This window comes from Bacillus sp. MHSD_36 (assembly GCF_030757775.1).
GTDB lineage: Bacteria > Bacillota > Bacilli > Bacillales > Bacillaceae_G > Bacillus_A.
In genome coordinates this window covers 887,610-899,689 of sequence record NZ_JAVBIS010000001.1, presented here as the reverse complement: position 1 = coordinate 899,689, position 12,080 = coordinate 887,610, and the positions used below count along the sequence as shown (strand labels likewise).

General features: G+C 30.6%; 12 protein-coding genes. 3 read left to right on the top strand and 9 right to left on the bottom strand.

Annotated features, from left to right (window positions below; translation table 11 throughout):
* Positions 1 to 99: 99 nt before the first annotated feature.
* Entirely contained in the window at positions 100 to 1,476 is a 1,377-nt protein-coding gene (locus Q9B79_RS04655) for a sensor histidine kinase (RefSeq protein WP_306182806.1), read from the bottom strand.
* Positions 1,469 to 2,116 carry a response regulator transcription factor gene (locus tag Q9B79_RS04650; protein WP_306182805.1) on the bottom strand — a complete coding sequence of 216 codons (648 nt, stop codon included), beginning with the start codon at positions 2,114 to 2,116 and terminating at the stop codon, positions 1,469 to 1,471. The genes Q9B79_RS04655 and Q9B79_RS04650 overlap by 8 nt, the downstream gene beginning before the upstream one ends.
* 121 nt (positions 2,117 to 2,237) lie before the next feature.
* Between Q9B79_RS04650 and Q9B79_RS04645 the strand changes: the two genes are divergently transcribed.
* Positions 2,238 to 2,657, top strand: coding sequence for a hypothetical protein (locus Q9B79_RS04645; protein ID WP_151635256.1), 420 nt, complete (start codon positions 2,238 to 2,240; stop codon positions 2,655 to 2,657).
* A 55-nt stretch (positions 2,658 to 2,712) separates the two neighbouring features.
* On the opposite strand, the gene Q9B79_RS04640 is transcribed toward Q9B79_RS04645, so the two are convergent.
* The 6 genes from Q9B79_RS04640 to Q9B79_RS04615 all read right to left on the bottom strand — a co-directional run bounded on the left by Q9B79_RS04640 (position 2,713) and on the right by Q9B79_RS04615 (position 9,447).
* Positions 2,713 to 3,162 carry a GNAT family N-acetyltransferase gene (locus tag Q9B79_RS04640; RefSeq protein WP_306182804.1) on the bottom strand — a complete coding sequence of 150 codons (450 nt, stop codon included), beginning with the start codon at positions 3,160 to 3,162 and terminating at the stop codon, positions 2,713 to 2,715.
* A gap of 285 nt (positions 3,163 to 3,447) precedes the next feature.
* Positions 3,448 to 4,152, bottom strand: coding sequence for an alpha/beta hydrolase (locus Q9B79_RS04635; protein ID WP_306182803.1), 705 nt, complete (start codon positions 4,150 to 4,152; stop codon positions 3,448 to 3,450).
* Positions 4,153 to 4,322: 170 nt separating this feature from the next.
* On the bottom strand, positions 4,323 to 5,699 hold the full coding sequence (locus Q9B79_RS04630; protein WP_306182802.1) for a 5'-methylthioadenosine/adenosylhomocysteine nucleosidase: 1,377 nt from the start codon (positions 5,697 to 5,699) through the stop codon (positions 4,323 to 4,325).
* Positions 5,700 to 5,716: 17 nt separating this feature from the next.
* Entirely contained in the window at positions 5,717 to 6,466 is a 750-nt protein-coding gene (locus Q9B79_RS04625) for a WecB/TagA/CpsF family glycosyltransferase (RefSeq protein ID WP_306182801.1), read from the bottom strand.
* A gap of 12 nt (positions 6,467 to 6,478) precedes the next feature.
* A complete protein-coding gene (locus Q9B79_RS04620; protein WP_306182800.1) occupies positions 6,479 to 8,062 on the bottom strand; it encodes a M3 family metallopeptidase in 1,584 nt (527 codons plus the stop codon).
* A gap of 116 nt (positions 8,063 to 8,178) precedes the next feature.
* Positions 8,179 to 9,447 carry an APC family permease gene (locus Q9B79_RS04615; protein ID WP_306182799.1) on the bottom strand — a complete coding sequence of 423 codons (1,269 nt, stop codon included), beginning with the start codon at positions 9,445 to 9,447 and terminating at the stop codon, positions 8,179 to 8,181.
* A gap of 142 nt (positions 9,448 to 9,589) precedes the next feature.
* Here Q9B79_RS04615 and Q9B79_RS04610 point away from each other — a divergent pair, with 142 nt between their 5' ends.
* The gene (locus Q9B79_RS04610; protein WP_306182798.1) at positions 9,590 to 10,024 is read left to right on the top strand and encodes an Lrp/AsnC family transcriptional regulator; all 435 of its coding nucleotides are present in this window, start codon (positions 9,590 to 9,592) and stop codon (positions 10,022 to 10,024) included.
* Between the two features lie 88 nt (positions 10,025 to 10,112).
* Here Q9B79_RS04610 and Q9B79_RS04605 read toward each other — a convergent pair whose 3' ends face one another.
* Positions 10,113 to 11,384: a helix-turn-helix domain-containing protein gene (locus Q9B79_RS04605; RefSeq protein ID WP_306182797.1), complete on the bottom strand. Its 1,272-nt coding sequence runs from the start codon at positions 11,382 to 11,384 to the stop codon at positions 10,113 to 10,115.
* A 462-nt stretch (positions 11,385 to 11,846) separates the two neighbouring features.
* On the opposite strand from Q9B79_RS04605, the gene Q9B79_RS04600 reads away from it, so the two are divergent.
* A complete protein-coding gene (locus tag Q9B79_RS04600; RefSeq protein ID WP_074608545.1) occupies positions 11,847 to 12,050 on the top strand; it encodes a hypothetical protein in 204 nt (67 codons plus the stop codon).
* Positions 12,051 to 12,080 lie beyond the last annotated feature (30 nt).

The window sequence follows — 12,080 nt, the reverse complement described above, 5'->3', positions numbered from 1 at the left end:
TTGAGAAATTTGTAGCTCACTCTTTCAAGATTATATATTCTGACTTACTACCATTAGAAACATCGCCTAATAATAGACGATGTTTCTAATAGTATTGGATTAGTCTTTCTCCATATTTATATAAAATCGTATTTCTCCCCCTATATTAGAAACTCCATAGTCAAAGCCATGTCTTTCTAATATGCTTTTCACAATCGCTAAGCCTAGTCCTGTGCCGGAATGTTCTTTACTACGAGAAGATTCTAAGACATAAAAAGGTTCCCAAATTTTATCGATATCTTTTATATGTTCTACATTCATACCATTTTGGATTTGAAAATATACACTGTCATTTCGTTCTTCTAAAGTAATTTTTATATGTTGATTTACTGTATATTTTATCGCATTAGATATTAAATTTTGAAACACCATTTTCATTTTATTTATATCTGCATAAATAATTGCATCGCCAACATTATAGTTCACATGCAAATCAATTTCTTTCGATTCCAGTTCAATCTTATGCTTATCTAATATACTTTCGACTAGTGATACGATAGGAAATTTTTCTTTTTGTAAAACATCTCTCTCTAGTTTAGAAAATCGTAATAACTCTTCAATTAAGTTCGAAATGTGATCCGTTTGTTTAATAATAGTATCTATGTATGTACCATCATCTAAACCATCTTTTATTCCCATAGAATATGCTTTAACTAACGAGATTGGAGTTTTTAATTCATGCGTCACATCACCCATAAATCGTTTTAAATGTTCATTTCGATCTGTTAAATCTTCATGTGCCTCATGTAGTTTATCACTCATGACATTAATACTATTAGCTAATTCTCCTATTTCATCATTTGTTTTCACTTTCGCTCGTCCAAATTTCAAATTTGAAATATCTTCTGCCACGTCACTTAATTCTTTCAATGGTCTAGTGATTGTTGTTGAAAGTATCCATACAAGTACGATAATGAGAAAAATCGTAATGCCTAACATGTACAAATAAAATGAATTTAATGTTTTGATTACTTCATTAGAATGTGCGATCGAAACCCCTACTAAAATCAACATATCTTCTTTCGCAATGTATTTCACAAAAAAACTAGATTTCATCTTCTCTTGATCATATATTTTATTCGATTGCCCGAAGTTCTTTACTTTCATTATTTCTTCTTTAGTAATCCAAAGTTTATTAAGGGCGACTCTTTTCCTTGAAAGTTGCATTCGTAATTCATCATTAATATGATCTTCTGAGCCTTTTATGGATGTATACGCAATCGTAACATTTCCTTCATTCTCAATGCTAGTAATTGCTTCATCCAGTTGTTTACTCGTTATAGACTGTATTTGTGCTGTTATACCTTCTAAGCTTTCTCGCGTTTTGTAAATATTATATTTCGGTAAAAGATAGTTAATTAATAATAAAGAGATTGTAAAAATAAGGATAACAGTTAAAGAAATGCTGAGAAATAGCTTTTTTCCAAGTTTATTCACTCTGTTCCTCCAAACTATATCCTAGCCCCCGGTGCGTCTTTATAATATTTTCTCCTACTTTTTTACGTAATCTTCTTACATGTGTATCAACAGTTCTCTCTTCACCAAAATAATCAAATCCCCATACGATATCTAACAATTTTTTACGAGTTAAAATCATGCCTTTATGATTTAAAAAACACTTTATTAATTCTAGCTCTGTTTTTGTAATATCTAACTCTTTGTCATTTTTATAAACTTTATTTTTAGCGAAATCTATTTTCAAATCTTGAACTTGAATGACATCATCATGCTGTATTAGCTTTTTCGCTCTAGTTATTAATACACCTGGATGAAATGGTTTTTTTACGTATTCATCTGCCCCGCTTTGAAGCGCTGCTAATTCATCTTCGCTCTCACTTTTCGCCGTAAGCATTAATACTTTAACGCTTGAGTTCTTTTTTATTTCCTGACAAACAGTAATACCACTATGTTTCGGCATCATCCAATCTAAAATAGCTAAATCAATTTTCTCTTCATAAAATATTTGAAGTGCTTCCTCTCCATCTTTCGCTAATAAAACTTCGAAGCCTTCTTTCTCGAAATAAGCTTTTAAAATCCTTAACATATCTTGTTCATCATCTGCGATTAATACTCTCATACATTATCCTCCATTGCTTTTAAACAAAAACCAATTGTATTATACAACTTCTTTGTTACACCCATGTGACAGAAAAATATTTGAACCTTTTAAGGGTATAGTAAGAACGAGGTGTTATATTATGATAAAAAAAATCGGGGTCATTACTCTTCTCTGCTTCTTATTATCAACAAATGTGTTCGCAAATAGTAATCAACAAATTGAAGTATTTGATTGTCAAAAAGAAATGGTCGTTCAAAAACAATCTTTAGATCCAGCTATTCAAAAAGAAGCTGTTCAATATGCTAAATCCATTACTGGTCCATTCAAAAACTTAAACGTCGTTCCAAAAGATGGTCACATGATAAAAATCCCTTTATCTAAACCAGTTTCTATTACAAATCAATGGTTACATACAACAATTGATGAAGTACTTATTCTTCTCCCGCTTAATCAAAAGCCTTATATTATGCTTTACGATGATGAAAATAATCCGCATTTTTATTATGTGAAAGGTGATCCGAAGGGATTATTGAAAGAAATGAATGTTAAACATAATTGACTAGAAAAAAGAGACTTCATAAGCTTATTTTTCGAAGCTGAGGTCTCCTTTTTTACTAATATAATACTTTATAATGACTAGATCCTTTAAATAATTCCCCTTTCACAAATCCATTTGCAATATAAAACGCATCACCTTGTTTCGTATCTGTATGTAGAACAACCACTTTAAAATACTTTTCCGCATGAGATAATAGCTGCTTTAATAACAAGTTCCCTAGCCCTATACGACGGTAATCCTTTGAAATATAAAATCTTCTTAATCGACCAATCTTATTATTTTCTGAGTATGGGTCTTCATTTAACCCTCCTATTCCAATTAACTTTTCCCCTCGAAAAATGCCATATAAACATTCGCCAGTTTTATTAAATGTATTTGTTTTATTTTTATATTCACTTTTTAGCTTTATTAAGAAATTAAATCCTTCTTCTTTGCTTTCTTGAACAAGATAATCGTGCTCGTATTTTATTAACTCTTCAATTTGTTGAATATGTATACCTTTCAAATAAATTCCCCTTTAATATGAAAATACGTAATAATGCTCGAGAATCATTTATTCTGAGCATTTTTATGGTTGTTACTTTATTCAATTCGTAGTATACGTATTCTTCAATTCAGATGTAAATGAATAATATAATAGTCTAATTGCTATACGTCTAAAACTATTTGTACTCAAATATGATGAAATAAAGCCAATTTAATTAAATACATTTATAACATCTTTCAAATATTATATTAGTTTATATATTCGCCATTCTTCTCAAACAGACCCAAGATAAATTATACTTTGTTAATTGATATGTTTGTGTAACCACTGTTCAAATATCTTTAACTGTTCTGCAGTATGAAAATAATGTTCACCCGTCTCCATGATTTCTAATTCACAACGATGTTTTTTTCTAAAATCGTTAATAGTTTCAAATTCGCACAGTTCATCCTTGGCCCCGTACATAATATATGTATCCGTATCCCATGTATTAATAGGATGTTCTTTTACATAACATAAATAATCCCAATATAACTTTTGACCAATCGGTATCTCTATAGTCATTTCTTTTTGCAAAAATTCTGGTGTTACATTAAACCATCTCATCATATTTTCGATAATCCGTTCCATATTAACTACTGGTGATAAAAATAATGCCTTTTCTATCACATCATTTTGATAGGCTACAAGGCTAAAATAAGCTCCGATACTACATGCAAACACGCTTACTTCTTTCCAATGTTCTTTTGCGTAATTCATAATTATAGATAATTCACTAACACAAACCTGTACTTTGCAAAGTGTATTATCATTTGTTCTTTCTCCATGCTCAGGTAAATCAAAACTTAATACTTGATAGCCTTTTTGATTAGCTTCTTCAGCTAATATTTGAATAACTGCATCTTCCTTATTTGACATATTTCCATGTACTGCAATAAAAATTTTTTCACTCTTATCTCCCCATAAAACCGTAGGAATATTACTAATTTTAAAATTATCTTTAAGCATATTTTACTCCGTGGAATAAGACATATAGGAATTGACAAAACTGCACACTTTATAATCCTCTACTCATTTTTAAAACAAATCAAACTATTACTGATCTATCACAAATGAATTCTACTCCGTTAGTGATAGAAGGTTTTTTAAAAAATTATATAATTTTTTAAAATGACTTATTATTTCTGCACAATAGGCAACATCCCCTTCAACTCCAATAAATCATCTATTACTATATCTGCCTGAATAAGCTCATCTTCTTGTGCAAAATCAAAATTACATCCAATCGCAATGAAACCATTATCTTTCGCGGCGTTTATATCAGATAACCGGTCACCAACTACAGCTGCTTCTTTTATATCATATTTGTTCAAAATACTTTTTACTAAGTCGCTTTTATTAAGTGAATTTATTTGTTCAATACTAAATGTTTCAGTAACCCATTGGTCTAAATCATAATAAGATACGATTGCTTGTAAGTATTCAGTCAAACCATTACTAGCAATATAAATTGAACAATTATTTTCTTTTATAAATGTAAAAACTTCTTTTACATTCGGATATAAAGCACCTTTTCCGCTCTTAATGTTTTCAATTAGTCTTTCTAAAAAATATGCATCTGTTTGTTCTCTTACTTCAAGAGAATGGTTCGGTAATAAAGCTTCCCAAACTTTCGGTAACGGCACACCCATAATTTCACGGTACTTATCAATAGGTGTTACTGTATCCCATAACTGTAGTGATCTTAAATGATCAAATGTATCATCTAATGATAATTCTAATATTTTATCTGTTTGAAATAACGTTCCGTCCATATCAAAAATTAGTGCTTCTAACATGTCATTTTCTCCTTTTGCTCTATATGTTTTACTCAGTATGTTTTTCAGCATCTCAACTATAATTTCTGAACAATAATTTGCGGCTGTTTTTGCGAAATCATCATAGGAAATTTGAGCGGCATCGTCTGCACTGTCAGAAATACATCGTATAACGAGAAACGGTATATCATTTATGTAAGCAACATGTCCTATTGCTGCGCCTTCCATCTCTGTACAATGCGGTGCATATTCGTCTATTAATTTCGATTTTAGTTTTGAATCCTCAACAAAACATTCACCGCTGACGATTCTTCCTTCATGAATCTCCATATGTAAACTACTACTATTGCATGCTTTACGTGCTAACTCTATTAATTCCTTACTTGCGACAAATTCTTCTTGGAACGGGAATAAGTTTTTCATTTGAGTTTTACTTACATCATGGTGGGTAACATTCGTTGAAATAACGATATCACCAACTTTTACATCTCGGTGTAACCCTCCAGCAATACCCGTATTGATAATAGCATCTACATGAAATTTATGAATTAATGTTTGTGTACATGCGGCTGCATTTACTTTCCCTACACCAGAACGTGTAATAATTACTTCTGTTCCCATGAATTCGCCAATGTAAAAAGGCATTCCCGCAATCGTCTGTTCCTCTTGTATAGTTAGTTTTTCTAAAAGTAAGTCTATTTCTATTTGCATTGCTCCGATAATGCCGATTTTGTTCATGTATGTTGTCCCCTTTATTAATTAATCCCTTTAATTCTTTCAGACATAACCGAAAATATAAATCTTGGAAGTACAAGTTGTCTCTTTACTCTGTTCGGCTGTGAGAGTAACCTATACAGCCATTCAGTTCCAGTATCCCTCATGATTTTTGGTGCTCTTTTTACAGTACCAGATATTATATCAATCATGCCTCCGATACCAATAGATAGCGGAACGTTTAATGTTTGCATGTTTTCATAGATGAATTCTTCTTGTTTTGGTGAGCCTAGTCCTACTAGCAGTAAATGCGGCTTGAATTGTTTAATTTTTATTTTTACTTCTTCTATTTCTTCACCATTTATAAAACCATGTTGTCCTTTAAACTGTGCCCCTGGGAACTGCTCATTTAATTTTTTTAGCGCCTTTTTATTACTTTCTGGCGCAGCTCCAAAAAGAAAAACACGATATTCATTGTCATTACAATACTTTATTAACTCATGAGTAATATCTGCCCCAGTAACACGTTCTTTCAAAGTTCCTTTTAATATTTTCGAACCTATTATGACGCCAATCCCATCCGCTGTTATTAAATCTGCAGAAAGTAACATCTTTTTAAACTGTTTTGATTTAGCTGTGCTTTCCTTTGCAGACATAACAATTTCAGGATTTGCAGTTACTACAAATCTTGGTTTCTCTTGTTGTTCATGTAGCCAACCTTTTAGCAAACTTATAGCTTTTTCATATTCTAAATTTGAAAAAGGTATTCCCTTTATAAGTTGGTGATCCACTATACTCTCTCCTTACATAAGCCTCAAATATTCATCAATATCTTTAGAAATTTGTCTAAAAGCTTTATCCCAAAATGCATAGCTTGTTATATCTATTTCAAAATGTTGTTTCATAAGCTCTTCCACTGGAGCTTTTCCTGTTTCTCGTAAAAACTTTTTATATTTCGAATGAAAAGTACTTTTACTTTCTTGAGCTATTTCTAATAAACTAAAACTAGCTAAATACCCAAATGTGTATGGATAATTATAAAAAGGAACATCTGCTATATAAAACTGAACATATTTCATCCAAACAAATAGCTGATATTGTGATAATGCATTCTCGTATGCTTTTTCTTGCGCTACTATAGATAATTTCTCGATTTCATCAGCACTTAATGGACCTTCTTTACACTTTTCATAAAAATTCTTCTCAAATTCAAATGATGCTCGTATTGCCATTACATAATTAAAACAGTTCCTTATTTTCCAACTAAGCACTGACTTTTTCATATCTATACAATCTGTTGTTTGAATTAGATAGTTTAAGAGTACCGTTTCAAAGAAAATAGACGCTGATTCCGCTGTACTCATTGGCAAATAATCATCTAAAAAAGAAGTAGATTGTTCAAAGCTCATATTATAAAAATGCCAAGCATGTCCTAGTTCATGCGCAAGTACTCTTACACTATCAATACTTCCATCATAACGTATTGAAATTCGCGATTCTTTCTCACTGAAGAAAGGAGCGCAAAACCCGCCTGGTGCTTTATTATCTCTCGCCTCCGCATCTACCCATCCATTCTCTATTGCATTCCGTGCAAATTCTGCTAATTCTTTATCTATATTTTCAAACGCATCGTATATGTTTTGAACCGCTTCTGAAAAAGGGATATGAATCTCATTATTTTCCTTTACGGTCATAAGTTCATGCCATGTAATCGAAGCTTCTTCCTTCTTATACACGTTTACAATACTCGCTAATTTATCAAGGTTTTCTTCTGCCACATTCCACATTTGTAATAATCCATTTTCAGAAATGCCATTCGCATGTAAAGATTGAGTTAAAATATCTATGTCTTCTAATTCATTACTCTTTGTATTGCGTAATCTCCCTATTTGATTTAAGACAGTAGCGAAGATTTCTTTTTCCTTATGTAAGGCACCTGTTAATAACTCGAATACTTCTAATCTTTCCTTTTCATTATCGCTATTCATTGCAATATTATTTGCTTGGCCAAATGATAATTGCTTATTATCGTGCTCTATTTCTAATTTATTTCTTAATTGTATGTACATATTTTCCCATGCGTTAAGTTCATCTTTTATTAAACTATTATTAATATTATTGGAAATTTCACTTTGCTGTATTACTTGCTGCACTTCTCTTTTCAAATCTTTTACTGTCATAGTCAATACAGAAAGATCAGATGAAACACCTTCTTCAGCCGATCGGCAATACAAATAGTATTCTGCTTTTTCAATAGCGTGTATAAGCTTTGAAAGAATCCCTACATCTTTTGTCTCATAATATTGTTCTTTCAATTCCAATATTGGATTTAGAATATCCTCAACCGGATACAATCGATCTAAATTCCACCTAGCAATTTCATGCATTTTTATAGCCGCCTCCTATTTTTACAAATAGTTACAGAAATTTCTCCCCTCACAATTATAAACGAAATGAAAAAAATTTAATATCTTTAAATATTTAGATTTCTATACAAATATTCTTATTTATGCTCTTTGCTTACGCTACTAAAACGCACATAACATAAACAGATAAACGCTACGGCTACTGGAATCAGTATTACTCCTCCAATAAAAGGGTAAACAACTACACAACATGTAAAAGCTACTATAGAAAAAATTTCACCTAACTTATTCTTTATTAATTTCATCCCAGCCCCAGTACCGACTATATATGTAACAATTCCTAACGAATTCGGTATTAAAACAATTTTATCTATACTAATATGACAAACGAAACTTATTAATAAACCAATTATTGCAATGTAACCAACAACCTTTACTGCATTTGTTGGGGTTTCTCTTTTTTTATTTATATGCGCTAAATAACGCGGTGCAACTTCTTCTTTTCCTAGTGAATAACCTAAGCGCCCCATACTTGCGATAAATGCATTTGTCGTCCCTAAACAAATGATAAAAGCTACAAATCCAATTATCCATGCAAATTGGTCGCCTAATGCTTGCTTCATTACAAGCACAAGAGCTGTAGTATTATCAGCATTGATATGATAGGATTTCGTTCCAATTACTGATAATGCAATACCTATATATAAAACTCCAATAATTATAATCGCAAATCCCGTAGATAAAATAATATTTCTTTTTCTAGGTGATTTAAATTCAGGAGCTAAACTTGCAATAGCTTCCCAGCCGAAAAAAGACCAGAAAATTAATAATGATGCCTCTAAAATTGGATTTATTTCATGCATAGAAATATGTACATTTATATTTTTCATTTCAATATAAGGTAGTGAGCTAATAATTGTTATTAGCAAAATAAAGAAAGTTAATACACCTATACATACTTGAAACAATCCACTCATTTTTAACCCATATAAATTGAAACCAATTGAAATACTTAAAATAATAAGCGCTATAACGTAAGAAAAATATGATGATAAATCAAACACTCTCACTATATACATTCCACCAGTCATTGAGACAATAATTTGTCCAACACTACCTGCAATAAAAAAACACCATCCTATAATGGCACCAATATTTTTACCGAAAGCTTTTTCTGCAAAAGTGGCAATTCCACCTACACTTGGGTACTCAATCGATAAAAATGCGAATGTGAATGCAAGTGGAATACTAAGTGATATCATAATAAGCCAAGAAACCATTGCATTCCCCTCTGCTACACTCGCTGTCATACCAGGTAATATAAGAATTCCTGATCCTAGAACCGCTCCGACGTATAAGGCTGTTCCCTTTTTAATAGAAATAGTTTCATCAAAATAATTAGACATTACAAACACCTCCATTTATATTTTAATTATAGAAAGTTATCAGTCTATTCAATATACAAAAGTGTATGTAATTTAACATAAGGTTTTATATTATGTATTTATTCAAGAAATTTACTTTCAATTTTGCAAAGGAGCATAATTCATGGATGAAATTGACAAGAAAATTACGTTATTACTACAAGAAGATGCCAGAATGACAATTACAGAAATGACTGAGCACTTACACCTCAGCCGCCCTAGTGTTACAGAAAGACTAAAGAGATTACAAGATACTGGAATAATCGAGAAATATACAGCTCGGATATCATTAGATGCAGTTGGAAAATCAATTCAAGCATTTTTAAGAATTGAAAATCTAAAGATTCCTTGTAAAAAATTTGAGGAGAAAATCTACGAAGAATATAAAATACTCGAATGTCATCGCGTAACAGGTGAAAGTAGCTATTACTTAAAAGTAGCAGTTCACTCTATGAAGGAATTAGAGGAATTAATTGATATCGTGATACCATTTGGAACAGTCAAAACTTCGATGATTTTATCTTCACCGATACCATATCGACCAATACTTATAGAATAGCAATGAAAAAGGTTATCCAAAAAGTATAAAATATACTACTCTTTTGGATAACCCCTTACAATTTATTTGAGTTTTTCACTAAACTTCCCTATAAATCCATTTTATTTTCAACTGATATTTTATAATATTTCGCAGATAATTTATAAGAGCGATTTTCATTATAAAAGTTACCTAGTTCATAGGATAGTTCAGCAACTAAGCGGTGTTGTTTTTTTTCTAATCCTGCTTCAATTGCTTTTTGTATATTTTTCTCATACTCATAATAATCTCCACGTATTTTGAATACTTTAGCTTTCAACCCATATAGTTGGACAAATGCAATCGGTACATCATAAATCGATAAAAAATGAAATGCTTCATTCATAACCTTATTAACATTCTTCCAATCTTTAAGTTCTATATAAATTTCCAGCATGTTACGTAACGCATATACTTTTTGATCTTTCTCTGATAAAAACTCACTTAATTCTAAAGTTTTTTCGTAGTATTTAATGGCATTCGTATAGTCTTTTAAACCTTGATAAATTTTACCGTAATCATATGAAATGATGGGTAAATACCTTGAATCACCATTAGTAGCCAAACTATTTTCTACTTGTTGTAAAATTTCAAGTGCCTTTTCATATAACTCATCCATAATATACAATATCGCAATCATTAAAAGTGTATTTATTACGTTTTTCTGCATACCATTTTTTCTGTATATGTTGTAAGCTTTTAAGGCATACAAACGACTAATATTTTTATCTTTATAAAGCTCCTTATATACATGACATAAATTATAGTATATATGACCGTGTTGTTCAGTTTCTTCTACGCCAAGTAAACTCTCAGCTTGTACATAAATATCATGCGCAGCACTGTAGTCTTGTTGATTATAAAAATATAAACCTCGAGCTTTTAAATAATAAATATAATCTTCAGGATCTTGCATTTCGACCTGACTTGGTATCATTTGCGAAGCTTGATCTATAAGCGATTTCGCATATAACACATTTTTTTGTCGGGCATGATAGTATATAAGTACACCATATACTTTTAGTAATAAAGGGATTGAATCCACTTCACGAACGTATAATTCTAACAAAGATAAGTCACCTTCTGTAATACTTTTATCTTTTTTATATTTATTACATATTTTTAAAATAGTAAGCTTTATCTCCTCGAAATTTCCATTTATAAGATAATCACTCTTAACTTCTAACTTCTTAGAAACCTTTTTTATAAAAGAAGATGACGGTTTTATTTTTCCACTTTCTATTCTACTTAAATATGTTATTGAACATATTCCTGATACGAGTTCCCCCTGTGTTAATCCTTTATGCATTCGAACATGGCGAATACGTTCCCCTATTTCCATCTTTCTACTCTCCCTGCTTAACCATTTCTTACTTTTCACTAAATAAGCCATTATGTATTGCTTAATCTTTCATATTAAGGAAATGTATAACTTCAAAAATGTAAAAAAATGTATCACACATTTTAATTTTACATTCATACAATGATTATTTCTAGATGCCTTGTTAAAATTAATCGTTAAAATTTAGGTTTTTCACCCATTTTTTTATGTGATTTTACTACTTGTTATTAACAAAAACAGAATCATATACTTGAATTACGATAAAACTAATGAAAAGGATTTAACTACATGTAAACTATCATTCTTCATTTAGATAGTTATAGTTCATTACATTTACCTAGTACATAGAAGATATTTATTGTAAACCGAAAAAATTAAATAAATTTAATAGACGAATTATTAATATCAAATCCTAGAAATTAGTTTATCAAATTATTCAATAAAAATGAAAGGATGATACAAATGTTTGTAAGAATTAAAGATGAATCTTCACGAAAAATAGTTAGATATGCTGGAGGCGCTGCTTTACTTTTAATATTGGCTTCTTTCATTTATCAGTGGAAAAATGACTTAGTAATTGATCAAACTGAAAGATTCGGCTTTGGACTAGCGATTATCATTTTCCTATCTACCTTCTTACCTTTTAAAGAGAAAGTGAATAAATAATTACATATAAATGAGATTAAAAAAGGATTG